The sequence below is a fragment of the Limnohabitans sp. genome (assembly GCF_044373035.1).
In the GTDB taxonomy this organism is placed as follows: Bacteria; Pseudomonadota; Gammaproteobacteria; order Burkholderiales; family Burkholderiaceae_C; genus Limnohabitans_A.
The window spans coordinates 21,205-45,244 of sequence record NZ_JBILQU010000004.1; the positions used below are offsets into that span (position 1 = coordinate 21,205).

The 24,040-nt window shown below is 61.0% G+C and carries 23 protein-coding genes and 1 tRNA gene; 14 read left to right on the plus strand and 10 right to left on the minus strand.

The window, feature by feature from the left end; genetic code table 11:
* Positions 1 to 35 precede the first annotated feature (35 nt).
* From ACIQ47_RS01260 to ACIQ47_RS01270, 3 genes are read left to right on the plus strand one after another with little or no spacing between them, the layout of a single operon-like run.
* Positions 36 to 1,427: an FAD-dependent oxidoreductase gene (locus ACIQ47_RS01260; RefSeq protein ID WP_396436455.1), complete on the plus strand. Its 1,392-nt coding sequence runs from the start codon at positions 36 to 38 to the stop codon at positions 1,425 to 1,427.
* Positions 1,424 to 2,320, plus strand: coding sequence for an oxaloacetate decarboxylase (locus tag ACIQ47_RS01265; protein WP_396436456.1), 897 nt, complete (start codon positions 1,424 to 1,426; stop codon positions 2,318 to 2,320). Before ACIQ47_RS01260 ends, ACIQ47_RS01265 begins: the two co-directional genes overlap by 4 nt.
* Positions 2,317 to 2,814, plus strand: coding sequence for a GNAT family N-acetyltransferase (locus tag ACIQ47_RS01270; RefSeq protein ID WP_396436457.1), 498 nt, complete (start codon positions 2,317 to 2,319; stop codon positions 2,812 to 2,814). Before ACIQ47_RS01265 ends, ACIQ47_RS01270 begins: the two co-directional genes overlap by 4 nt.
* Here ACIQ47_RS01270 and ACIQ47_RS01275 read toward each other — a convergent pair.
* Positions 2,811 to 3,515 (minus strand): hypothetical protein, encoded by a 705-nt coding sequence (locus ACIQ47_RS01275; RefSeq protein ID WP_396436458.1) that lies wholly within the window; start codon positions 3,513 to 3,515, stop codon positions 2,811 to 2,813. The two genes, ACIQ47_RS01270 and ACIQ47_RS01275, sit on opposite strands and share 4 nt — an antisense overlap.
* Positions 3,516 to 3,523: 8 nt before the next feature.
* Positions 3,524 to 4,222 carry a glutathione S-transferase family protein gene (locus ACIQ47_RS01280; protein ID WP_396436459.1) on the minus strand — a complete coding sequence of 233 codons (699 nt, stop codon included), beginning with the start codon at positions 4,220 to 4,222 and terminating at the stop codon, positions 3,524 to 3,526.
* A gap of 280 nt (positions 4,223 to 4,502) precedes the next feature.
* Here ACIQ47_RS01280 and ACIQ47_RS01285 point away from each other — a divergent pair, with 280 nt between their 5' ends.
* Genes ACIQ47_RS01285 through ACIQ47_RS01295 form a run of 3 tightly spaced genes read left to right on the plus strand, consistent with a single transcriptional unit; the run spans position 4,503 to position 7,347 of the window.
* Positions 4,503 to 5,093, plus strand: a complete 591-nt coding sequence (locus tag ACIQ47_RS01285) for a carboxymuconolactone decarboxylase family protein (RefSeq protein ID WP_396436460.1) — start codon at positions 4,503 to 4,505, stop codon at positions 5,091 to 5,093.
* Positions 5,094 to 5,131: 38 nt separating this feature from the next.
* Entirely contained in the window at positions 5,132 to 6,109 is a 978-nt protein-coding gene (locus ACIQ47_RS01290) for a tripartite tricarboxylate transporter substrate-binding protein (RefSeq protein WP_396436461.1), read from the plus strand.
* Between the two features lie 59 nt (positions 6,110 to 6,168).
* On the plus strand, positions 6,169 to 7,347 hold the full coding sequence (locus tag ACIQ47_RS01295) for an MFS transporter (protein ID WP_396436462.1): 1,179 nt from the start codon (positions 6,169 to 6,171) through the stop codon (positions 7,345 to 7,347).
* 10 nt (positions 7,348 to 7,357) lie between these two features.
* On the opposite strand, the gene ACIQ47_RS01300 is transcribed toward ACIQ47_RS01295, so the two are convergent.
* Together ACIQ47_RS01300 and ACIQ47_RS01305 are read right to left on the minus strand one after the other, a co-directional pair.
* The gene (locus ACIQ47_RS01300) at positions 7,358 to 8,353 is read right to left on the minus strand and encodes an asparaginase (RefSeq protein ID WP_396436463.1); all 996 of its coding nucleotides are present in this window, start codon (positions 8,351 to 8,353) and stop codon (positions 7,358 to 7,360) included.
* A gap of 3 nt (positions 8,354 to 8,356) precedes the next feature.
* Positions 8,357 to 9,184, minus strand: a complete 828-nt coding sequence (locus tag ACIQ47_RS01305; RefSeq protein ID WP_396436464.1) for a 2-keto-4-pentenoate hydratase — start codon at positions 9,182 to 9,184, stop codon at positions 8,357 to 8,359.
* A gap of 84 nt (positions 9,185 to 9,268) precedes the next feature.
* Here ACIQ47_RS01305 and ACIQ47_RS01310 point away from each other — a divergent pair.
* A tRNA-Met gene (locus ACIQ47_RS01310) sits at positions 9,269 to 9,345 on the plus strand.
* An 88-nt stretch (positions 9,346 to 9,433) separates the two neighbouring features.
* On the opposite strand, the gene ACIQ47_RS01315 is transcribed toward ACIQ47_RS01310, so the two are convergent.
* From ACIQ47_RS01315 to ACIQ47_RS01330, 4 genes are read right to left on the minus strand one after another with little or no spacing between them, the layout of a single operon-like run.
* The gene (locus ACIQ47_RS01315) at positions 9,434 to 10,405 is read right to left on the minus strand and encodes a Bug family tripartite tricarboxylate transporter substrate binding protein (RefSeq protein WP_396436465.1); all 972 of its coding nucleotides are present in this window, start codon (positions 10,403 to 10,405) and stop codon (positions 9,434 to 9,436) included.
* Complete coding sequence (locus ACIQ47_RS01320) at positions 10,402 to 12,075, minus strand: hydantoinase B/oxoprolinase family protein (protein ID WP_396436466.1); 1,674 nt, start codon at positions 12,073 to 12,075, stop codon at positions 10,402 to 10,404. The genes ACIQ47_RS01315 and ACIQ47_RS01320 overlap by 4 nt, the downstream gene beginning before the upstream one ends.
* Positions 12,072 to 14,189 (minus strand): hydantoinase/oxoprolinase family protein, encoded by a 2,118-nt coding sequence (locus tag ACIQ47_RS01325; protein ID WP_396436467.1) that lies wholly within the window; start codon positions 14,187 to 14,189, stop codon positions 12,072 to 12,074. Before ACIQ47_RS01325 ends, ACIQ47_RS01320 begins: the two co-directional genes overlap by 4 nt.
* A 49-nt stretch (positions 14,190 to 14,238) precedes the next feature.
* Positions 14,239 to 15,486, minus strand: coding sequence for an aminotransferase class V-fold PLP-dependent enzyme (locus ACIQ47_RS01330; RefSeq protein ID WP_396436468.1), 1,248 nt, complete (start codon positions 15,484 to 15,486; stop codon positions 14,239 to 14,241).
* A gap of 187 nt (positions 15,487 to 15,673) precedes the next feature.
* On the opposite strand from ACIQ47_RS01330, the gene ACIQ47_RS01335 reads away from it, so the two are divergent.
* The 4 genes from ACIQ47_RS01335 (at position 15,674) to ACIQ47_RS01350 (ending at position 20,405) form a co-directional block, all read left to right on the plus strand.
* Entirely contained in the window at positions 15,674 to 16,600 is a 927-nt protein-coding gene (locus ACIQ47_RS01335) for a LysR substrate-binding domain-containing protein (protein ID WP_396436469.1), read from the plus strand.
* A gap of 106 nt (positions 16,601 to 16,706) precedes the next feature.
* Positions 16,707 to 19,259: an ABC transporter permease gene (locus ACIQ47_RS01340; protein ID WP_396436470.1), complete on the plus strand. Its 2,553-nt coding sequence runs from the start codon at positions 16,707 to 16,709 to the stop codon at positions 19,257 to 19,259.
* A 43-nt stretch (positions 19,260 to 19,302) separates the two neighbouring features.
* A complete protein-coding gene (locus ACIQ47_RS01345; protein WP_396436471.1) occupies positions 19,303 to 19,707 on the plus strand; it encodes a group II truncated hemoglobin in 405 nt (134 codons plus the stop codon).
* Between the two features lie 59 nt (positions 19,708 to 19,766).
* Complete coding sequence (locus ACIQ47_RS01350) at positions 19,767 to 20,405, plus strand: Smr/MutS family protein (RefSeq protein WP_396436472.1); 639 nt, start codon at positions 19,767 to 19,769, stop codon at positions 20,403 to 20,405.
* Positions 20,406 to 20,414: 9 nt separating this feature from the next.
* Here the strand turns inward: ACIQ47_RS01350 and ACIQ47_RS01355 are convergent, their stop codons facing one another.
* Complete coding sequence (locus ACIQ47_RS01355; protein WP_396436474.1) at positions 20,415 to 21,242, minus strand: symmetrical bis(5'-nucleosyl)-tetraphosphatase; 828 nt, start codon at positions 21,240 to 21,242, stop codon at positions 20,415 to 20,417.
* Positions 21,243 to 21,504: 262 nt separating this feature from the next.
* Here ACIQ47_RS01355 and ACIQ47_RS01360 point away from each other — a divergent pair, with 262 nt between their 5' ends.
* The gene (locus tag ACIQ47_RS01360) at positions 21,505 to 21,804 is read left to right on the plus strand and encodes an H-NS histone family protein (RefSeq protein WP_396436475.1); all 300 of its coding nucleotides are present in this window, start codon (positions 21,505 to 21,507) and stop codon (positions 21,802 to 21,804) included.
* Between the two features lie 174 nt (positions 21,805 to 21,978).
* Complete coding sequence (locus tag ACIQ47_RS01365; protein WP_396436477.1) at positions 21,979 to 22,527, plus strand: transcription termination/antitermination protein NusG; 549 nt, start codon at positions 21,979 to 21,981, stop codon at positions 22,525 to 22,527.
* 19 nt (positions 22,528 to 22,546) lie between these two features.
* On the opposite strand, the gene uppS is transcribed toward ACIQ47_RS01365, so the two are convergent.
* Positions 22,547 to 23,266 (minus strand): polyprenyl diphosphate synthase, encoded by a 720-nt coding sequence (gene uppS / locus ACIQ47_RS01370; RefSeq protein ID WP_396436478.1) that lies wholly within the window; start codon positions 23,264 to 23,266, stop codon positions 22,547 to 22,549.
* 113 nt (positions 23,267 to 23,379) lie between these two features.
* Here uppS and ACIQ47_RS01375 point away from each other — a divergent pair, with 113 nt between their 5' ends.
* Entirely contained in the window at positions 23,380 to 23,991 is a 612-nt protein-coding gene (locus ACIQ47_RS01375) for a hypothetical protein (RefSeq protein ID WP_396436480.1), read from the plus strand.
* Positions 23,992 to 24,040: the final 49 nt, after the last annotated feature.

Sequence of the window (24,040 nt, forward strand, 5' to 3'; positions counted from 1 at the left end):
CCAATTCTTCTCCAACCGTGGTTCGGTCTGCGACCATGCCAGAAGAAACCGCGCATGTTCCCGTGTTGATCGTGGGGTCGGGTGCTTGTGGGCTGACCACAGCCATCCGACTCAGGATGGCGGGTGTTGAATGCGTCTTGCTGGAGCGTGATGCCGTGCCCAGCGGGTCAACCGCCTTGTCATCAGGTTTTGTTCCGGCGGCACAAACCCGTTTGCAAAAGTCCTTGGGCATTGAGGACTCCCATGCGGCATTTGCCCAGGATGTGGTGGCCAAATCCCATGGACAGGCAGCACCCCATTTGGTGCAAGCCTACACCCAAGCGGTGTCTCAGGCCATTGATGCCCTCGAGGAAAAGGGAATCAAATTTGAAGTCCTGGATGGATTTTTGTTTCCAGGTCATCGTGTGCGCAGAATGCATGCCGTCCCCGAGCACACTGGCCTTGCCCTCATGGCGGCAATGGAGCGGACTGCCAGTCAGGCAGGCGCTGATACATTGACTGAGGCCTTGGTTCGTGAAATCTGGATGGATGACAACGACAGGGTCTTGGGCGTGGGGTGCATGCGTCCTGATGGTTCGATGGAGCGACTCGCCTGTGATGTTTTGGTGCTGGCTTGCAATGGGTATGGCGGCAATGCCGCGATGGTCAACGAGATGTTGCCCGCCATGCGCAATGCGGCGTTCGGCGGTCACGTCGGCAACGATGGCAGCGCGATTGCCTGGGGCAAAGCCATGGGTGCGCGTTTGGCCGACTTGGGTGGTTACCAAGGCCACGGCTCTTGGGTCACGCCGCAAGGCGCGCTCATGACCTGGGCGATCATCATGGAGGGTGGGGTTCAGATCAATGGCGAAGGCCGCCGCTTCCATGATGAGACACAAGGCTATTCCGAGGCCGCCGTGAACGTGCTGGATCAGCCTGGAAATATCGCCTGGAATGTCTTTGATGGCCCCTTGCTGGACATGGCCCGAAAATTTCCAGATTTTGTCGAAGCAGAAAAAGCAGGGGCTGTTCGCAAGGCCAACACCATCCTGGAACTGGCCGCCACAATGGGCTGCAGTGTTGAAACACTGCAAGCGACTTTGGACCAAGTGGGACCTCAGCAAGCCGATGGTTTGGGCAGAGTATTCAAACGCACATTGCAAGCGCCTTATTACGCTGTCAAGGTCACAGGCGCGCTGTTTCACACACAGGGTGGGCTGGACATTGATGCGACCTGTCGTGTATTGCGTGAGGACGGACGACCGCTCCCCAATTTGTTGGCTGCCGGTGGCGCGGCACGCGGTGTTTCTGGAAATGAGGTGTGGGGCTATTTGTCGGGCAATGGATTGCTCAGCGCCATTGGTGGTGGCTGGATCGCAGCTGGCACGGCGGCCAATCAACTCAACCCCGAATATCAGCCGAATCGATCGAAAGGAACCATTCGATGAACCATAACCTCCACGACAAGCAGGCCTCTTTGGCGAATCGCCTGCAACAACCCGCCGCCTTGCTGGCCCCCGGTGTGTACGACGCACTCACCGCGCTGGTGGCGCAGCAGGCGGGTTTTGAAGCGCTGTATTTGTCCGGCGCATCGATTGCCTACACGCGCTTGGGCCGATCAGACATCGGCCTGACGACGGCCACGGAAGTGGCGCAGACCTTGGCGCACATCACCGACCGGGTGAACATTCCCGTCATCGTGGACGCTGACACCGGATTTGGCAACGCGCTCAACACCCAGCGCACCGTGCGTGATTTTGAACGCGCCGGGGCCGCGATGATCCAGATCGAAGACCAGACTTTCCCCAAACGCTGCGGTCATTTGGACGGCAAAGGCGTGGTGCCGGTGGCCGAGATGCAAGGCAAACTGCGCGCCGCACTCGATGCCCGGCACGATAAAAACACCTTGATCCTGGCGCGCACCGATGCGGTCGCCGTGGAAGGCCTGGACGCCGCGCTGGAGCGGGCCGAGCGCTACTTGGAATGCGGCGTCGATGCCTTGTTCATCGAAGCCCTGCGCTCGGACGAGCAGATGAACCGTGCTTGCGCACAGTTTGCCAAGCGTGTGCCACTGCTGGCCAACATGGTCGAAGGCGGCAAGACGCCGGTGCAAAGCGCGGCCGAGTTGGGCGAACGGGGCTTCAAAATCGTGATCTTCCCCGGCGGCACGGCGCGGGCGGTGCTGCATACGCTGCAAGGCTATTACGCCAGCTTGCACATGCACCAGACCACAAGCCCGTGGCAGGGCCAGATGCTGGACTTTGATGGCCTGAACGCGGTGATTCAAACCCCGCAATTGCTGGCGCTGGGGCAGCGTTATGAAAGCGGTGACAAGGCATGACGCCAAACATTGTTTTGCGCGGCCTGCAAGTGGGTGACATTGGCTGGGTGGCGCATCGGCAAGGCATGTTGTATGCCCAGGAATACGGCTGGGATGGCACCTTCGAGGCCTTGGTGGCCGAGATCGCCGCGCAGTTTGTGAAAAAATTTGACCCGGAAAAAGAAAACGCCTGGATCGCCGAGTGTGAGGGCCGAGTGGTGGGTTCGGCGTTTGTGGTCAAGGTCTCTGACACCGAGGCGAAGCTGCGCTTGCTGTACGTGGAGCCCGAGATGCGCGGCACCGGCCTGGGACGGCGCTTGACCCAAGAGTGCATTGCTTTTGCCAAAGCCCGGGGCTATCCCAAATTGACTTTGTGGACCAACGACATCCTGCATGCGGCCAGGCACATTTACCAAAACGCGGGTTTTGTGTTGTTGTCCGAAGAGCCCCACCAGTCGTTTGGACATGATCTGGTGGGTCAGTACTGGGCGCTGGATTTGGAAAATGAAGACTAAGACGGCCCAGTCCAGCCCATTTCGAGCCAATGCGCATACCTCGGTTTGAATGACCACGCAGTGTGCAGCACGGGCGTGCCTTTGGGCAAGACGCCTTCGGTCAAGTGGTCCAGCCAAGGACTGATGGCCCCCATTTGGAGCAACCAGGCCTGTCCTTCAGGGGTTTCCATGGCCAATCCAGCCCCACTGTGGCGGGCCTTCGGAAAGACGGTGTCAGGGGTGTGGCATCCTGACATTCGGTCATGGACGCTGCCCCATGCAACGGTCTCGAGTTGGCGCTGCAAATTTTTCAAGCGCTGCTCTACGGCATCCGGCGATGGGTCTGTGAAACGCAATTGCCCAAGGACGTTGTCAAACCAGAAGAAGGCGGTCGGCAGGGTACGTGTCCATTCATCGAGGTGCGCCAGGCCATCGCCTGTGTGCAGGTACAGGCGCGTGCCTTCACGCTTCAAAGCCTGACCATGACGCCACCGAAACAATGGTGCCGCCAAGGGGTCGATGTCCCAGGCATGCACTTCCTTAAATTGAGTCAGCCATTCGGTGGGCAGCATCCAGCCCGCGCTCGGTCCGATCAATACCAGTTGTTGGCGCGGCATGGCTTGCGCCAGCAGCCATTGTGAAATTTGTGCCGCAGCAGGTGCCCAACGTTTTTGCGAACGCCAGGCACGCCAATGCCACTGCCACCCACCCGTGAGGCTCACGGTGGGCCTCAGGCTTTGTTCAGCCGCTCGTTTTGCGGGAACATGAACTTCTTGGCGTCCGCGTCCATTTCGGTCTTGAAGGTGTATTTCGTTTTGAAGGCTTCGGCGCGCTGGGCCGCCGGGCGGGCGTTGACCAAATCCAGCAGGCGTTTGATGTGGGGGTACTGCGTCCAGGTGGCTTCCCCCGTGCCCAGCACATAAGGCAACATGCGGGCCCAGCCCCACAGGGCCATGTCGACGATGCTGTAGTGCTCGCCCAGCATGTAAGTGTTTTGCGCCAGGTGCTTTTCCAGTACGCTCCAGTGGCGGTGGGCTTCAAAGTCGTAGCGGTTCAGGGCGTATTCTTTGGGCTCGGGTGCGGCATGGCGAAAGTGCACCGACTGGCCTGAAAACGGCCCGATGCCGCTGGCGATGAACAGCAGCCAGGACAGGGCCGCGCCGCGCTCTTTGGCCTGCGCCATGGCGGGCACAAATTTTTGTTCACGGTCGGCCAGGTACAGCAAGATGGCGTTGCTGTCGAACACGGTCACATCACCATCGGTGATGGCAGGCACCTTGGCATTGGGGTTGACGGCCAGGAAGGCGGGCGCAAATTGTTCGCCCTTGCGCGTGTCCACCGGCACGGCCTCAAAAGGCAGGGCCAGCTCTTCGAGCAGCAGGGTGATTTTCATGGGGTTAGGCGCGGCGTTGAAGAAAAATTTCAGCATGGGAGGGTTCCGTCCATAGGGGTTAAGGGTCAGGGGCGAGGGGCCAAGTGTTCTGGGCCCAAGGGTCCTGGCAGGTGCAAGCAACTGTAAGTGTGGCCCAGACCCGGGCCCATGATGGCGGTTTGCCAGTCATGTGGGTGACTCAATAGCCTGTGCTTTGTTGTTACGTTGGCAAGTTGCTTGGAGCGTCTGGCCTGTACAACGCGACTAAAAAGGCGCTGGTCCTCAAGTGTTGGTGATCCAGCGCTGGTGTACCCCCCAATTTTTGCAGGAACGCTTCATGACCGAACGATTCGCCCAGATCCGGTACGACGAATTGCCCCCCGAGGTGCGGCCCTTGGCCGATGACATCCTCAAGGTGTCGAGTGCGGCGCTCGGCGGTCCCTACAACGCGCTGTTGCGCAGCCCCGACATGGCGCGCCGTGCCTTTGATTTTCTGGACTACCTGCGGTTCAAGACCTCGGTCAACAAACGCCTGAACGAGTTGGCCATCCTGATCCAGGCGCGCATTTCCAACGCGCAATTCGAGTGGTGGGCGCACGAACCCATTGCGCGCAAGGCGGGTTTGTCGGACGCGGTGATGCGCGACTTGCAACAATGCCGACGGCCCAGCAGCATGCAAGAGGACGAACGCCTGGTGTACGACTTTTGCATTCAGCTTTCTCTGAACCACCGCGTACCCGAAGCCTTGTGGCAAAAAGCTGTGACACGCATGGGCGAGCAGGCGGTGGTAGACCTGACAGTCTTGTCGGGCACCTATGTCATGGTGTCCATGCTGCTGAACGCCACGCAAGTGGGCATTCCCGGTGGCGGTGCTGAACCCCTTCAGGTGTTGAGCCCTCTGGAAATTCGCCAACGCTTGTTGGCCTGATCGGTCACACTGCGGCCTTTATAAAAAAGGAGACTCCCATGCATACTCGTTTCATTCGCACAAGCTTGGCCCTGCTGCTGGCCGCGACCGCCTTTCAGGCTTTGGCGCAAGACTTTCCCAACCGCGCCATCACCATGGTCATGCCCTATGCCGCAGGTGGCCCGGGTGACACCATCACGCGCTTGTTTGCCGGGGCCATGCAAAAGCACCTGGGTCAGCAGATCGTGGTGGACAACACCGCAGGCGCCTCGGGCTCGATCGGCACGGCCAAAGTGGCCCGCGCCAAAGCCGATGGCTACACCTTGCTGATGATCCACGTCAGCCACGCCACCAACGTGGCGATGTACAAAAGCCTGCCCTACCACCCGGTGGATGATTTTGAACCGATTGGCCGTGCCACCAGCGGCCCCATGGTGATCGTGGCGCGCAACGAATTCCCTGCCAAAAACCTCAACGAGTTTGTGGCCTACTTGAAAGCCAATGGTCCCAAAGTCAGCCTCGCGCATGCGGGCGTGGGCTCGGCCTCGCACCTGTGCGGCCTGATGATGATGAACGCCTTGAACGTCAAGCTCAATGAAATTCCCTACAAGGGCACGGGTCCGGCCTTGACCGACCTGATGGGCGGTCAGGTGGACATTTTGTGTGACCAAACCTCGGGCACGGTGCCCTCGGTCAAGGGTGGCAAGATCAAGGCTTATGCCTCTGCGGGCAAAGCCCGTTTGCCCCAACTGCCTGAAGTGCCCGCCATCTCCGATGCCGGTGTGGAAGGCTTTGACATCAATATCTCCTTTGGCCTGTATGCGCCCAAGGGCACGCCCAAGCCGGTGCTCGATCAGTTGACCGCTGCCTTGCAAAAGTCGGTGGCAGACCCGGAGGTGCGTCAGCGCCTGGAGGCCATGGGCATTTCGGCCGTGGGCGTGGAGCTCGCGCGGCCAGAGGCTTTGCGGGGCCACCTGAAAAACGAGATCGACACCTTGGGCAGTTTGTTGGTCAAGGCGGGCGTCAAAGCCAACTGAGCTGGGTGTGATCGCTGCGGCCCCCTGGGGGCCTTCTCGCCTGTACGGGAGATGAAACGATGAGCAACTGGTGGCCCTTGCTGCTGACGCTGGTGATTCAGGCCATGGTCGCCATGGCCTTGCTGAGCTTGCCCGTGGTCGCTCCTGTGGTGGCGCAGACTTTGCAGGTCTCGCCCGCCTTGGTGGGCTTGTACGTGTCGGTGACTTATGCCGGCGCCATGGTGGCCACCTTGATGGGCGGCGCCACGGTGGCTCGCATGGGGGCGATCCGCGTGAGCCAGTGGGGCCTGGTTTTGTGTGCATTGGGTTTGCTTTTGTGCGCTGTGCCCTGGCTGCCTTCCATGGTGTTGGGCGCGGTATTGATTGGGCTGGGTTATGGCCCGATCACACCGGCCAGCTCGCACCTGCTGGCCCGCACCACACCCAAGCACCAGATGTCGCTGGTGTTTTCCATCAAGCAAACCGGTGTGCCCTTGGGCAGCATGTTGGCGGGCGCGGTGGTGCCGCCTTTGGCGCTGCTGGGCAATTGGCAACTCAGTTTGGTGGCGGTGGCTGTGGTGTGCTTGCTGTGCGCCTGGGTGTCGCAAAGCCTGCGGGCCGAACTCGACAGCGACCGCCAGCCGGACACCCGCATCCGCTGGGGCAGTTTGATCGAGCCCATTCGTCTGGTGCTGGCGCATCGGTCACTGCTCACCATGGCGTCTTGCTCATTCATGTTTTCCATGGTGCAGTTGTCGCTCACCACGTATTTGGTGACCTTTTTGCACGACGATTTGTCTTACGGTCTGGTGGCAGCAGGTCTGGCTTTGTCGGTCACGCAGCTGGGCGGCATTGGCGGGCGTGTGGTCTGGGGCTATGTGGCCGACCGTTGGTTGGGCGCGCGGCGCATGTTGCTGCTTTTGGCCAGCATGATGGCCTTGGGCGCTTTGGCCTCGGCCTTTTTGACCACCGACACGCCGCAGGCTGTGGTGATCGCCATTTTGGTGGCTTTTGGGGCCTCGGCCATCGGCTGGAACGGCGTGTACCTGGCCGAAGTGGCCCGCCGCGCCCCCCCCGGCATGGCCAGCATGGCCACAGGCGGCACGTTGGCTTTCACGTTTTTGGGCGTGGTTGTGGGGCCGCCCATGTTCGGCGCTTTGTCGGGCCTGTTTGGCACCTACCGCGCCGGTTTTCTGGGCCTCATGGTCATGGCCAGCATCAGCGGCACGGTGCTTTATTGGACACAGCGATCGCGCTGAGCACCGGGGTTCAGCCCGCCAGCAAAATCCGATCGATCCAGGCCTGAATCGCGGGGCCATCCATGCCGTGCGCCAGGCCCAGCAGCATGACGATGCGCACCTTGTGGGGCGGCAGCGGGCCTGCTGTCAAGATCCCGTGCTGGGCATCGGCGTACACGCTGGCCCGTGTCACGCTGCCGGTGATGAAGCGGGCGCAACGCGCCAACAGCACGCCTTGCGCGGGCAAAGACTGGATGAAAGCGCGGTAGGCCGTCGGCGTGTTGGCGTTGCCCAAACCGGCGTGCACAATGCCCCGCGCTCCTGCGGCCACAAAGGCGCGCATCGCGGTCTCGTCCACCCCGGCATAAGCCACGGCAATGTCCACCCGAGGCCAAGCGGTTGGCGTTTGCCAAGCCACAGTGGGGGCTCGTGCGGCGGCGCGGAACCACTGCACCGCTTGATCGGCCACTTCGCCCACGGCGCCAGCCAGTGGGCTGTCAAAGGCCTCCACGCTGCTCACATGGCGTTTGCCCACCCACAGGCCCGAATGGATGCGGCCGTTCATCACCACCAAGGTGCCGCGCCCCCTTGCACCGGGGCAGGCAGCCACACTGCAGGCATCCAGCAAATTGGCCGGGCCATCGGCCGAATAGGCCGTGGCGGGGCGCATGGCCCCCACCACCACGATGGGTTTGTCGCTGTCCACGCTCAGGTGCAAAAAGGTCGCTGTTTCTTCCAGCGTGTCGGTACCGTGTGTGACCACGATGCCCACCACGTTGGGGTTGTTCACGGCTTGCATCACGGCAGCATGCAGATCGAGCCAGTTCTCAGGCCGCACGTCGTAGCTGGCCAACTGCATGGGTTGGGTGACTTCGATGGCGTAGCGCTGGCGCAGTTCCGGCACGGTGTTGACCACGGCGGCCAGGCTCAGGCTGGCGGGTTGGTAATCGGTGCTGACGGAGGCAGCGCTGGCCGCGCCCGCGATGGTGCCGCCGGTGCCGATCAGGGCCAAAAGAGGTTTCGTCATGTTTCAAGTCTCCGAAAAAATCAGGGTCACACGGCCCAGCGGACCGTAATCGGCGCTGGTGCTGTCGCCGGGCTGCAGTTCGAGTGGCACCATGCAGGTGCCGGTGGTCACCACATGGCCCTTTTCCAAAGTGATACCCAAGCTCGACAACTGGTTGGCCAGCCAGGTCAGGGCGATGCGCGGGTCGCCCAGCACATTGCCGCCTGTGCCGTCCCGGGTGTACTTCAGTTGGTTTCCATGCGCCACCCTGGCATGCACTGGGTAGCTGCTCAAGTCCAGGTCGCGCCAGACATCGGGCGCGGCCGGGCCCAGAACAAAGTGGCGGGCGCAGGCGTTGTCGGCCAGCAGTTGTGCTTCTCCTGCTGCGGTAAAGGGCTCGAGCCGCGAGTCGGGCACCTCCAGGGCCGGATGCAAGCTGGCCACGGCGGCCATGACTTGTTGCTGGGTGTAGGGCGCGGATTGTGGTGTCAGGTCTTGCGCCATGGCAAAGGCAAATTCCGGCTCGGCCACACGCATGCGGTTGCCGGCAGACGGCACGGTAGCGCCGCTTTCAAATACCTGACCCGACAACAGCCGCCCGGCCAGCGGCCCCCCCACGTTGATGTGCAATTGTCCGTTGGCGCTGGTGGCAGCGATCTTCCAGCCGACCACCTGACGGCCGGACACGGCGGGCAATTGCGCTTGTGTGGCGTAGCCTTGCGCTGCCGTCAAGGGTCGGCATGCCTCTGGCAGCTTGCTCAGCACTTGGCCTGATTGCCAATGCTCCCAAATCACTTGGGCTGCTTGGTGACAGGTTTCATGGTCGGTTGGTTCTGGTCTTGGCTGTTTCATGCGCCAATTGTTACGCCAACTTGCCCGTGTACCCCGAAATCTTGTGTATAATTTTCGGCTTGGTGGCTTGTGCCAACAAACTCAGGTGATATAGCTCAGTTGGTTAGAGCGCAGCATTCATAATGCTGATGTCGGTGGTTCAAATCCACCTATCACCACCAGAACGCAAAAAAACCGCCCACTGACATTCAGTGAGCGGTTTTTTTTATGGGGCCTGCTCAGGCCCGTGTGACTTTTTCAGTCACGTTTTCACTGCAATTCGAACCCTGATTCCTTGATGACTGGACCCCAATGCAACGTGGCAGAGGACACCCATTCCTGCAATTGAGCTGGGTTGGCGTAGGTGGCCACATTGCCCAATTTGGAGAGCTTTTCAACGACTTCTGGGTCCGTCAGGGCCGTCGCTACTGAGCGGCTAAAACGGTCGACAAATTCGGAGGGCAAACCTTTGGGTCCAAAAAATGCCAGCCAGGGGTTCTTGTCGACCCCTTTGATGCCCAACTCCTGGAAGGTGGGAATGTCGGGTGCTGATTTGGCACGGCTGGTGCCCGAGACGGCCATGACGTGCATTTTTCCATTGCGGTGGTGCTCGATGGACTCGGTCAGCGACAAAAACCCTGCGGGCACTTGCCCACCCAGCAGATCTTGGACCAGGGGGGCGCCACCTCTGTAAGGGATGGCCACCATGGGTGTGCCCAGTGACTTGCCTACCAGCAGACCCGCAAATTGGGGCACGCTGCCCACGGCAGGGATGCCGTAATTGGCCTTGCCCGGATTGGCTTTGAGCCAGGTGCCAAACTCCGAGGGAGTTTTGGCGGCAATCGTGCTGGACAGGGCCATGACGTTGTAATAACTGGCGACACCTGCCAAGGCTGTGAAGTCCTTGATGGGGTCGTATCCTGGTGCTTTGAAGGTCAGGGGAATGATCACATGGGAATGGTCGATGGTCAGCATCACCATGGCACCGTCGGGCGTTGCAGCCTTGAGTTGTTGCGTGGCAATCATGCCGCCGGCACCGGGTTTGTTTTCCACAATGACCGGCTGATTCATGATCACGCGCAATTTTTCACCCATGATGCGCGCGACAACATCGGTCGCTCCCCCGGGCGGGAATCCCACCACAATGCGGACCGTGCCGTTGTAATCGGCTGAGTGTGCTGACCATGGCAGCGCCATGAGCAGCAGAAAAAATGAATACGTCAGACGTTGGATCAGTTTCATGAAGAACTCCTGGGGAGTGGGTTGAAGGACAGGGGAGAAAGATCTGGGGGGGCAGTCGAATGGTTGACCGCATCCTGTGCGCAGAGCGCCGGGTCTCGTTTTTCAGGTGGACCAAAGCCGCCACCGCCGGGCAGTTCAATGCAAAGACGTCCACCGTTCGGGATGTGAATGGTGCTTTTGTCTGCATGTGGGGTTTGCACACCACTGGCCGATTGGACGTCGACCCGTCCGGGGGTGCCCGACATGCCGCCATTGCGGCCACGGGCGGGGTAAGCACGGCGGTCAAAGGTGGCGGCCGAGCAGTCAAAACCCACTGCGTCACGGGTGCCGATCACGATGCGTTGGCTGAGGCCCCCGCGCCACTGACCTTCACCGGCCGAGTGGGGCAAATACACTTTTTCCCAGAACACAAGTGGTGATTGCGCTTCCGTGATTTCAACCGGGATGCCACCGACGCCACTGGGAAAAGCGGTGGTCGACAAACCATCCTTGGTGGGGCGTGCGCCCGTGCCGCCTAAACCGACACTCATGACATTGAAGGCCTTGCCTTGCGCGGGGTGTCGGCTCATGGCCAGCACCCAGATGCTGCCAGCCGATTCGGCTGGTACTTGGCCGTTCAGGGCCTGCTCCAAGCAGCCAAACATCAAGTCGGGGAGCATTTGTCCGATCACATGGCGAGCGGTTACTGGGCTGGGCCGTTGAGGATGAACGATGCTGCCCTCGGGAGCAATCACTTCGAAAGGTGCGAGGGAGCCGGCGTTGTTCGGGACCTCGGGCGCGATCAGGCATTTGAGGCCGAAGACCGAATAAGCGTCGCTGTAGCATTTGGGCGAATTGATGCCCATGCGTGATGCGACGCTGGTGCCTGCGTAATCCACTCGGATCTGTTCGCCCTGCTTGTGCAGGGTGGCAACCAGGCTCACGGGTTGTTCATAGCCGTCGATGGTCATTTCGGCGCGCCATTGTCCATCGGGCAGTCGCGCGATGGCTTCGCGGGTGGCACGACCCGATTGCTCGAAAATGTGCTCGGCCAAAGTGTCCAGACTCGCCAGTTTGAACTCGGTCATCATCTCGACCAGGCGACGACTGCCCACTTCGTTGCTGCTGACCAAGGACAGGATGTCCCCTCTGGCTTCGATGGGGTTGCGAGAGTTGGCCTGGATGACGGCCAGCACATCTTCATTGAGCGCTCCGGCCCGCACCAGTTTGAGGTGGGGAATGCAGGTGCCCTCTTCAAATACCGAAGCGGCATCGGCTGTGAAGCCGCGTCCACCCACATCGATGGTGTGGCAGGTGGATGCAAACAAGGCCACCGGTCGTTTCCCGACAAAGACCGGTGTCACGACCACAAAATCAAACAGATGCCCGGTGCCCATCCAGGGGTCGTTGGTCACCAGCACATCCCCCGCGACCAGGCCCTCCAGTGGGAACCTTTCCAGGAAATGACCCACAGCGACAGCCATCGTGTTGACGTGCCCGGGCGTGCCCGTGACGGCCTGGGCCAGCATGCGTCCATTCGTGTCGTAGACACCGGCCGAGAGGTCACCCGCTTCCCGCGCTACCGAACCAAATGCGGTGCGCAGCAAGGCTTGGGCTTGTTCTTCGACCACTGAAATCAGCCGGTTCCACATCACCTGTGTGCGAATGGCGTGCAGCATTTGCGTGCTCATGATTGAGCCTCCATCAGCAAATGGCCTCGCTCATCCAGCCGTGCCATCCAGCCTGCGGGAACGACGATGGTGGTTTCGTCTTCGGCCACCAAAGCGGGGCCTGCGATGTTCTCGCCCGTGTGAAGGTCAAATCGCCAGTGCAGGCCGAACTCCCGTTGTTCGCCCAGCGCGGGCTCCCAAACCGGCCGTGTCGACAAGGGTTCTCGTTGGCGAGTGGCTTTCGGCAACGCGATCGGCTGCACGGCTTGCGGCAGGGTGGAGACGGTGACCGACCAGGTGACCGCCTCGACTTCGCCATCGGGTATGCGCAGCCCGTAAATTTGTTCGTAGGATGTTTCAAAAGCTTCCACAAGCGCCTGCAGGGCTGACAGATCGATGGGGCCGTTTGATGCGGGAGGCAGGCGCACTCGAAGTTCATGTCCTTGACCGGTATAACGCAATTCGGCCACTCTCAGCACCTGCAAGGGTGCCCCTGCGCTGGCGGTTGCCACCACAGACAGTGCTTCGGCATGCATGGCCTCTAGCCGGGCCTCTACCGCTTGGGGGTCCATCGTCATCAAGACGGACAGATCGCTGCGCACCACCTCAAAGGCCACAGGCGCACGTAAAAAGCCGATGGCCGAGCCGACCCCGGCGCCGGCAGGGACCATCACTCGGGTGATGCCCAGTTTTTGTGCCAGTCGGCCAGCATGCAAGGGCGCGGCACCGCCGAACGCCACCATGGTGAAGTTTTCCAGGTCTTGGCCGCGCTCAATGGCGTGCACACGGGCCGCATTGGCCATGTTTTCCTCGACCATTTCGCTGATGCCTGCAGCGGCCCAGAAAGCGTCCATGCCCAAAGCTTTTCCGACATGGCGCATCAGGGCTTGCTGTGCCAATGTTGCATCCAGTGGCATGCGGCCTGCGGCAAAGCGTTCGGGGTCGATGCGGCCGAGCACCACGTTGGCGTCTGTGACGGCCGGCAGTTCGCCGCCGCGCCCATAGCAGGCGGGGCCCGGTTCGGAACCACACGAATCCGGTCCGACCGTGATGCGATGCAGGGCATCGACCCGACCGATCGAGCCGCCGCCAGCGCCAATTTCCACCAGTTCGATCACCGGAATGCGGATGGGCAAGCCGCTGCCTTTGAGGTTTTTCCAGACCCGGCCAATTTCGAAGCGGCGTGACCTTTCAGGCTGGCCGTTGTTGATCAGGCAAATCTTGGCGGTGGTGCCGCCCATGTCAAAGGCCAGCACCTTGTCCAGGCCGCATTCCCGTGCCAAGTGGGCCGCCAAAATGGCACCGCCTGCTGGGCCGGATTCGACCAGACGGATCGGAAAACGGGCGGCCAACTCCAGCGTGGTCAGCCCGCCGCCCGACATCATCAGCAACATGGGGCAGTGCAGACCTTTTTGCCGGATGCTGTCCTGCAGTCGAAAGAGGTAGCTGCCCATCAGGGGGCGCACGTACGCGTTGGCCACGGTGGTGGAAAAACGCTCGTATTCACGGATCTCAGGGCATACTTCCGAGGACAGGCAAATGCTCACATCCGGCCCGAGGATGGGTGCAAGGATGTCGCGGGCCCGTTGTTCGTGTGCGGGGTGGCCCCATGCGTGCATGAACCCGATGGCCACGGCTTCGACGTGCGCATCTCGCATCTGGGCACCGACCGTTCTGACGTCGTCTTCATTCAGGTCGAGCAGCACCGTGCCATCGGCCGCGATGCGTTCGCGAACCGTCAGACGCCAAGGCCTGGGCACCAACTCGGTTGGTCCCTCTAGGTTCGTGTCGTAGGCATCAAAGCGTTTTTCAAAGCCCATGGCCAAAACATCTCGAAAGCCCTCGGTGGTGACAAAGGCTGTGCGCGCCCCCTTGCGCTCGATCAGGGCGTTGGTGGCCAATGTGGTTCCGTGGACAAACAGCTCAATGCATGAACCGTCGAGACCCGAGGTTTTGAGCAGACGATCGAGTCCCTCCATCACGGCCAGTTCGGGTTGGCGTGGTGTGGTCAAGACTTTGCAGCTGTGTCGGCGCGAGGGTGTTTCAAGAACCACATCGGTGAACGTGCCGCCAATGTCAGCGGCCAGGCGTATCGGGGCGTTCGTTTGTGCAGTGGGTCTGTCGGTGGCGGTCATGAGGGTATCGGTTGGAAAAGCGAAGGGGGTAAACAGCGGTATGCGGGGCTCAGACCATGGGGCGTTCAAAGCGTGCGTCCTGCCATCTGCCGCTGACCAGCAATTGCCGCAACACCTGAACCGCTGACCACAGCTGTTGATGGGTCGTGGTCAACGGGTGAACGCCCCAACGCAAAGCGTCGGGTTTGCGCGAAGAAACGATGACGCCTTGCTCAACCAAGGCTTGCGCCAATGCAGCAGCCCCATCGAACTGCAGGGCCACATGGCCGCCACGTTGGGCGTGACTTCGTGGGCTGGACAAATGCAGCGGCCAAGCGGCGCACTGTTCATCGAAGAGTTGAATCAAGGTGTCGGTCAATGACCTGTGGCGCTGGTCCAGGGCCAGCGGGTCGACCTCGCGCCACAGCTCTGCTGCTGCCGAAAATGCCGCATTGGCCAGGACGGCGGGGGTACCCACCAAAAATCGGTCTGCTCCTGCGCCCGGCCGGTAGTCGGCATCAAAAGCGAATGTGTCGGCATGTCCCATCCATCCAGCAATGGCGGGCCAAGCGGCATCGGCCCAGCGCGGGTGGATGTACAAAAATGCCGGGGCGCCCGGTCCGCCGCACAGGTACTTGTAGCCGCATCCCACCGCCAAGTCGCTGTCGCTTTCGCGCAGGGCAACGGCCACGGCACCTGCAGAATGCGACAGGTCCCACAGGCTCATGGCACCCGCCGCGCGAATGCAGCGGTTCAAATCGGCCATGTCCAGCCGCGTGCTGCTGCGGTAATCCACATGGGACAAGGCCACCACGGCCACGTCTTGCGGCGCCAAGGCCGCGGGCAATTGAGTTGCATCGTCGATGAAACGCAGCTCGGCCAGATGTTCCCGGGCGATGGCTTCGGCCACATAGCGGTTGGAGGGAAAGACGTGGCGTTCCAGCACGATCACACGGCGAGGGGCTGCAACGCCGAGCGCATAGCGCAACAACTTGTATTGGTTGATGCTGGTGGTGTCTGTGACCCGTACATCGTTGCTGTCCGCCCCGATCAGATGGGCCATCGAGGCGCCGAGCGTGCGGGGCTGCTCCAGCCAGTCCAGCTCGTTCCAGCTGCGTCGCCGTGCCTTAGCCCAACCGACTTGCAGCACGGTCTGCATTTTCAAGAGCGCCGTGCGCGGCATGGGCCCGATCGAGTTGGCATCGAAATACAGCGTTCCTGGGGTGCCCGGGTCAAATCGGTCCCCCACCTGGGCCAAACGGTTGTGACCGGGGTTGTGGGCATCCAGGTGCATGCAATCGGCAAGGGTCAGTGGCAAACAAGACTCCGAATCGTGGAACAGACAAGGCCATCGTAGTCAGGCGCTGGTATTCCAGCAAGCCTTGAAAAGGTAATAATCATGTCTTTTGGTTATGGATGCTCCGATGCCTGAATCCGCAAACTCTGCAGCTGGGCCCATCACATCGGTCCATGACGGGCGGCCCCCTAAGTCGACCTCTGCCGGCATGCCTGACCCGGCTGCGCTGGTGTTGCTGGCTGAGATAGCGGACGCGGGCAGTGTGACGGCTGCAGCTCGCCAACTGGGCAGTTCGCAACCGGCCGTGAGCAAACAACTGCGCCGTCTGGAAGAGTCCCTCGGGGTCACCTTGTTTGAGCGCGGCTTGCGTGGGGTACAGGCTACGGAATATGGCTTGGCCTTGCTGCCGCGCGCCCGGGCGATTCGCAGCCAAGCCCGTCAAGCCGGTGAAGATGTGCAGCAAAGACGGGGCCACAAAGAAGGACGTCTGGTGGTGGCGCTGTCCCACTTTGCCACCATGGCCTTGTTGCCTCAGGTGATTCCGGCATTTCGGCTTCGTTGGCCGGGGGTGCAATTGAACATCGTGCCGCCAAGCTTTCAGTTGGGCGGTTTGCGCGAAGGCGCGCCTGACTTTGCCGTGATGTCTTTGCCAGCTGAACAATTGGGGCCTGAGTTCGTCACCCGTGCGCTCTACGCCACCACGGTGTCCGTGGTGGTGCGTCCCGGACATGCGCTGCAAAACGCCGAAAGTTTGTCGCAGTTGGTGGGGGCTCAATGGGTATTGCCCAGCCTAGAGAGTTCGGTCGCCCGGGGTTTGGACCGTGCTTTCCAGCAGGCCGGTTTGGCCTCGCCTCAATGCTCCGTGACCTGTCAGACCTTGACGGGCCTGGAAACGCTGGCCCGGCACAGCGATCTGGTGGCGGCCATGCCGATGGAGGTTCATGAGTCGCGCATGCAAGCCAGCGGCTTGTGCAGGGTGCCCATCCAGGAAACGATCGATGGTGCTCGGGTGGCCATCGTGCGCTGGTCGGATGCCCAGCCAACCCCCGCGGGGGAAGAGCTGGAGGAATCCTTTGTTCAGGCCGCGTATGAGTTGGCGCGTGAGCAAGCAAGAGCTCGGGGCCGTGGGGCTTAAAACCAGCCGATCCGGGACCCGATGGGATGCTCGCATCGGACATGCGTCAGCTGCCCGCCAAGCCCCCGGCCCTGCCAGACCTTCGCCCCTGGGTTAAGGTCAGGGGATGAACAAGCAATCTTGGATGCATGGTTTGAAGCTGGGTGCGCGCCAGTTGTGGCGTGACCTGCGGGCGGGCGAGTTGCGCCTGTTGATGGTGTCGGTGGCCTTGGCCGTGGCGGCTCTGACGGCGGTGGGTTTTCTGGCCGATCGCATGCAGTCGGGTCTGTGGCGCGATGCGCGCCAACTGCTGGGCGGCGACGCGGTGGTGGTGAGCGACCAACGCACTCCCCTGGCCTTTGTTCAAAAGGCCCAAGTGGCGGGTTTGCAAAGCAACACCAATGTGAGTTTCCCGACCATGGCGCGTGCCATGAGCGCACCGGAAACCGCATCCCCAACAGACACGCCAGCCGCCACCCCACCCGCTACCCGCCTGGTGGCCCTCAAAGCCGTGGAGCCCGGTTACCCCTTGCGCGGTCGGCTGGAGATCGCCGGCCAAAGCGCGCCCAGCATTCCGCCTGAGGGCGAGGTGTGGGTCGATGCGGCATTGCTCGAAGCCCTGAACGTGCAGGTGGGCCAGAGGTTGGGCTTGGGCGAACGCAGCTTGCGCATTGCCGCCACCATCATCCGCGAACCCGACCGCGGAGCGGGTTTCATGGGCTTTGCGCCACGCGTGATGATGAACATGACCGACTTGGCCTCCACGGGCCTGGTGCAGCCGGCCAGCCGCGTGAGCTGGCGCATGGCCGTGGCCGGCAGCGATGCGGCCGTGGGCCAGTTTTTGCCTTGGGCACAGGCCGAGGCCGACAAGCTGGAGGTGCGCGGTGTGAAAGTCGAGTCGTTGGGCAGTGGCCGACCCGAGATGCGCCAGACCCTGGACCGTGCCTCTCAGTTTTTGAACTTGGTGGCTTTGCTGGCCGCCTTGCTGTGCGCCGTTGCGGTGGCCTTGGCGGCACGCAGCTTTGCCGAGCGGCAGCTGGACGCCTGTGCTTTGCTTCGTGTCATGGGTCAAAGCCAGCGCACACTCACATTGAGTTATGGCCTGGAATTTCTGGGCGCGGGCCTGGTGGCCAGTGTGCTGGGGGTGCTGGCTGGGTACGGCGTGCACTTGGGTTTTGTGCAGTTGCTGGCCGGTCTGGTCGATGCCAACTTGCCCGGTGCCACATTGCAACCGGCGCTGATGGGCCTGGCCATGGGTTTGACCCTGCTGGTGGCCTTTGGCCTGCCGCCGGTTTTGCAGTTGGCGCAGGTGCCGCCGCTGCGCGTGATCCGCCGTGATTTGGGCAGTGTGCAGGTGCGCTCGGGGCTGGTGCTGGGCATGGGCCTGCTCGGCTTTGCCTTGACTTTGCTCATGGTCAGCCGCAACCTGACACTGGGATTGATCACGGTCGGTGGTTTTGCGCTGGCGCTCTTGGTGTTTGCTGGTCTGGCGGCGGCTGCATTGTTTTTACTGCGCCGGGTGGTGCCTGATGAATCGGCCCCGCGCTGGCTGCGCCTGGCCACGCGTCAGGTGGCGGCGCGGCCATTGTTTGCGGTGGTGCAGGTCAGTGCCTTGTCGGTGGGTTTGCTGGCGCTGGCTTTGCTGGTTTTGCTGCGCACCGACCTGATCGCCAGTTGGCGTCAGGCCACGCCGGTGAACGCGCCCGACCGTTTTGTCATCAATGTGCAACCCGACCAGGCCGATGCCTTTTTGGCGCACCTCAAAAATGCGGGTGTTCAGGCGCCCGATTGGTTCCCCATGATCCGGGGCCGACTGGTGGCCATCAATGGCCGTGTCATTGGCCCTGATGACCTGGAAGCTGACCGGGGCAAACGCTTTCTCGACCGTGAAATCAACCTCTCGCACAGCGCGGTGTTGCCGGATCACAACCCCTTGGTGGCCGGACGCTGGCAGGCCGAAGAGGCCGACGGCGTGAGTGTGGAGGAGGGCATTGCCCAGGCGCTGGGCCTGAAGCTGGGTGACCGCCTGGGTTTTGACATTGCTGGTCAGCCCCACGAGGCCCGCGTCACCTCCTTGCGCAAGGTGGACTGGGCCTCGATGCGGGCCAATTTCTTCATGCTGTTCCCGGTCTCGCAAATGCCCGATTTGCCGATGACCTACATGGCCGCCTTCCAGTCCCCAAAAGAACTGCCAGGTTTTGAAAACGCCATGGTCAATGCTTTCCCCAACATCACCAGCGTGGACATGCGCAGCACACTGGCGCAGGTCCAGCGCGTCATGGACCAGGTGATCCGGGCCGTGGAGTTTTTGTTTGCCTTCACCTTGGCGGCAGGCCTGATGGTTTTGCTGGCCGCGGTGGGCGCGAGTCGCCAAGCGCGTGAGCGCGAATACGCCATCATGCGGGCGCTGGGCGCGGGCCGCAGTCTGCTGGCGCAGGTACAGCGCACCGAGCTGCTGGGCATTGGCTGGCTGGCCGGCTTCATGGCGAGCGCCATGGCGCTGGTGGTGGGCTGGGCCTTGGCCCGCTATGCCTTCGAGTTCGCCTGGCAGCCACCTTTGTGGGCCCCCTTGGCCGGTGGTCTGGCCGGGGCCATGTTGGCTTGGGGGGCGGGCAGCCTGAGCCTGGCCGGGGTGTTGCGTCAGCCAGTGGTGCAGACTTTGCGCCAGGCGGCGCAGTGACTTGCGCCAACTTGCCCCTTTGCACATTGCACCATCGAGCCCCATGAACACCGAAGAAAAGCCCCCCTTGGACAGCCCGTTTGCCTGGATCGGCGGCGAAGCGGCTGTGCGCAGTTTGGTTGACCGCTTTTATGACCTGATGGACATCGAGCCAGGCTACAAGGCGTTGCGTGATGCGCACGGCAACACGTTGCAAGATGCCCGCGACAAACTGTTTTGGTTTTTGTGCGGCTGGCTGGGTGGGCCCGAGCATTACACCGAGCGCTTTGGCCATCCGCGTTTGCGCATGCGCCACATGCCGTTTTCGATTGGTGTGCTCGAGCGCGACCAGTGGCTGGCCTGCATCGACCAGGCCATGACCGAGACGGATGTTGACCCCGTGCTGCGCGAGTGGCTGAATGCCAGCTTTTTCAAGACCGGCGATTGGATGCGCAATCGGGGCGATTGAGCTGCACCCGATCTGCTTGTGCGCCAAGCCCGCCCATTAATGTCCAGCCAGGATTCCCCGTGAAAATCAACGCCTTGCAAGACCTGAAAAAAGTCCGCCAGAAGCTGGCCGAAGCCCATGCGCAAGCCCAGGCCGAGGCGGCCGCTCAGGCGCTGGCTGCGCGACAGCGTGAGGCCGAAAGCAACCTGTTTGTGCGAGCCGTGGGGGTGGTCCAGCGCTTGCCTGCGCACGGCCAAGTCAAGCTGGATGTCCCCAGCCCAGCCCCGATTGCGCACCAGCACCACATGGACAACGCGGCGGTGCTGCGCGATTGCTTGAGCGACGAGTTCGATGCCAGCACCTTGCTCGACACCGATGACGCCCTGAGTTTTCGCCGTCCGGGCATTGGCCGTGACGTGATCCACAAGTTGCGCAAAGGCGATTGGTCGATTCAGCGCGAGATCGATCTGCATGGCCTGCGTACCGACGAAGCCCGCGTGGCGCTTTCCGAGTTCATCCGACAGGCGCAACGCCAGGGCTTGCGCTGTTTGCGCGTGGTCCACGGCAAAGGATTGGGTTCGCCCGGCAAAACGCCGGTGCTCAAGTCCAAAGTGCACAGCTGGCTGGTGCAAAAAAACCAGGTCTTGGCTTTCGTTCAGGCTAAGCCCGCCGAAGGTGGAGCGGGGGCCTTGTTGGTCTTGCTCAAGCCGGGCGGCTAAGGCCTGCCATCAACCCGGCACCTGCGCCTGAGCGCATGCCACTTGAATTCGTTGACGCTGCCCGTCTTCGCCAAGGCGCATGGCGCTCAGGCAGCCGCCCCAGACGCAACCCGTGTCCAAAGCCCAGACGTCGCTGCGGTCTTGTTGGCCTAGGGTAGACCAGTGGCCGAAGGCCACCGTGATGTCGGCCGTACGCCGTCCCGGCACATCGAACCAGGGCATGAAGCCTGCTGGCGCCTGCGCGGCGCTGTCTTTGGTGGCAAATTCCATCGTGCCATCGGCAGCGCAAAAGCGCAGGCGCGTCAAGGCGTTAACGACGACGCGCCAGCGGTCCAGGCCTTCCAAATCGTCGTGCCAAGCGGCGGGCTCGTTGCCATACAGATGGGCCAAAAAATACGGCAAATCTGGCCCGCGCAAAACGGCTTGCACTTCGTTCGCCAAGGACAAGGTTTTGTCCAGGGTCCAGCCAGGCAACACCCCCGCGTGCACCGACAAAACGTTGTGCGACCAAAGCGCCAAGTGCTGCTGGCGCAGCCAATCGATCAACTTGGAGTGGTCGGTCGCTTGCAGCAGGCCATCCAGGGTGTCCAGCCGTTTGGGACGGCTGTGGCCAAAAGCCACAGCCAAGGCATGCAAATCGTGGTTGCCCAGCACACACTGCACACTGCCTTGCAATGTCATCAAGCGGCGCAACACGTCGGCGGAATCTGGGCCCCGATTGACCAAATCACCCAGCACGATCAAGTGGTCACGGCTGGGTGAAAACGCCACGGTGTCCAGCAAGCGGCCCAGCGGGGCATCGCAGCCTTGAATATCACCGACCCAGTAAACAGCCATTTTGTCCTTCAATATAAAAACACGGTCTATCCACAGCGCAGACCTTTTGGGATTGTCAGCCCGATGCGCTAAAATGCCAACCATGGTCGGTGCCAAAGATGGGGTAAGTGGCTGGGATCGGATTTCGGCGTCGTTAATCTCAGTCAAAGTTTCTGCCTAAATAATCCATTCTTGTGGGGTTATAAAAAAATCACAGTTTTTTAAAATCAAAACCCAGCTTGTTGTATATTTGGCAGCTTGTGTTTTTAATTGGAGTGCTCACATGTCACAAACTTATAAAGATTTATTGCAGCAGCGCGAAGCTTTGGAGTTGGCCATTGTCCAAGCCCGGCAAAATGAAATTTCAAGCGCCGTTGCCAAAGTTCGCGAATTGGTGGCCGAGTATGGCTTGACGGCCCAGGATATTTTCCCGGGTCGCGGCGGTAAAACGGGCGCAGTCAAGGCCGCCAGCAAAGTGGCTGCCAAGTACCGTGACGCGGCGACGGGTCAGACCTGGACCGGTCGCGGCAAAGCCCCCAAGTGGATCGAAGGCAAAGACCGCACGCCATTTGTCATTGCCTGAAATGGACGGCCATTTGAATGGCTCAAGAAAACGAGAGCCCAACAGCAGAGGTTCTCATTCCAAGAAAATGTTCACGAAGCCCCGCCTTGGCGGGGTTTTTACTTTTCGGTCGTCTGAGGCACCCCCTCAACCCGGGGATACAATTCATATTTATAAAAAATATCCCGATTTTTAATGAGTGGACTTAACGATTTGCAACACGGTGACGCTGAGAATCAGGCCGTTGGCCGTTGGTATTTGGCCTATACCAAACCCAGGCAAGAGACCGTGGCGCATGCCAATCTGGTACAGCAGGGTTTTGAAGCCTACTTGCCATTGTTTAAACTATTCAAAAAAACCGAACAAGGTCCGGTGGCGCTCTTTGAGCCCATGTTTCCGCGCTACATCCTGTTTCGACCAGGCTGTCCAGGGCAAAGCATTTCAGCCGTGCGCAGCACCAAAGGCGTGACCACCATCGTTCGATTTGGTTTTGAGCCCGCCTTGTTGCAAGACGATGTGGTGCAGCGGATTCGCCAGATGGAGCAACTGCGCCAACAGGCCACGATCGAGGAGCTCAACCAGCTCAAGGTGGGTCAAAAAGTGCGTCTGAAGCACACCGCATTGGGTGCCATCGAAGGTTTGGTGCACAACGTGTCGAGCAAAAGGGTGGCGGTGTTGCTGGAGATTTTGGGGCGGCCCACGGTGGTGCAGGTAGATCACCACCAGGTCGAAGCCAGCCTCTGAGGCCGGCCCTGCCCGAGCTTCACAGTGGGGCAGAGGAGCCAAAGCGACGGTCGCGCGTGGCAAACCAGGTCAGTGCCTGATGCAGGGTTTCGGGCGAAAAGTCCGGCCAAAGTTCGTCGCAGAAAAACAGTTCCGCATAAGCCGCTTGCCAAAGCAGAAAGTTGCTCACCCTTGACTCTCCGCCCGTGCGGATCAGCAAATCCACTTCTGGTGCATCGGCCGTGCTCAGGTACGGGGCCAGTGCTTCTTCGGTGAGGGTGTCCAAAAGCATGTCCGGATGCGCCCTTTGCCAAGCTTTTGTGGCCTGGAGCATGTCCCATCGGCCGCCATAATTGGCGCAAATGTTCAAGGTGATGACCTGATTGTTCGCGGTTTGGGCTTGGGCGTCGGCGATCAGGGCTTGCAAGGCGGGAGAAAACCGGCCCGTGTCACCCAGCACCTTGAGCCGAACCCCGTTGGTGTTCATGTTTCGAATTTCCTTTTTCAGGTAAGTCGTGAACAAGCCCATGAGGCTGCTGATTTCCTCTTCGGGGCGTTTCCAGTTCTCGGTGCTGAAGGCAAACAGGCTCAGCTGGGAGATGCCGATTTCTCCGCAGGCTTTGACGATGTCGCGTACCCGCTGCGCGCCCGCTGCATGTCCCAAAGCCGCAGGGATGAAGCGTTTTTTGGCCCAACGGCGGTTGCCGTCCATGATGATGGCAATGTGCTGTGGTAATGGGGCGGCGGGTGACAGGTGCAACAGGGGGGCTCACTTGAAGATAGTTCGTGATTTTAGTAGCTCCGCGGCCGGCCTAGCCTGTTGTCATACCTTGGGCGGTGTTATGGTGATCAGTCGCTTCCAAGGAGACCCCCATGAAATCTCAAATTCAGGAATTTCTGGACCGCATCCAGCAGCTGGAAGCGGCCATTGAGCAAGAGGCCAAAAGCCACCGACAACAGTGGCGGGCCGACTTCGAAGAGCACAAGGTGCGCTTTGAAAAAGAGGTGCTGGCCCAGCAAAAGCGCTTCAAGGAGGGCTTGCTCGGTTATGTGCTCACGGCCGATTGGCGCCATGTGCTGTGCGTGCCCTTCATTTACCCGGTGCTGGTGCCCATGCTGCTGCTCGATGCCTTCGTGACGCTCTACCAATGGGTGTGTTTCCCCTTGTGTGGCATTCCCCGAGTCAAGCGCGCGTCGTATTTTGCGTACGACCGAACGCACCTGGCTTATTTGAATTGGCTGGAAAAAATCAACTGCGCTTATTGTTCGTATGGCAACGGCCTGATGGCTTATGGCCGCGAGGTGGTGGCCCTGACCGAAAAATACTGGTGCCCCATTAAGCACGCCCGACGCAGGATGCAGGCGCATGCGCACTACCACGGCTTTGCCGATTACGGCGATGCTGAAAATTACCGCGCCGAATTGGCCCGTTTGCGTGAAGAGCTTCGGCAGATCAGGGCCAATGAGGCCGCTCCAACTGCCTGAGCCCAAGGTCCATTGGGTGGTGTCCCGTCACCGACAGCCTGAAGACGCG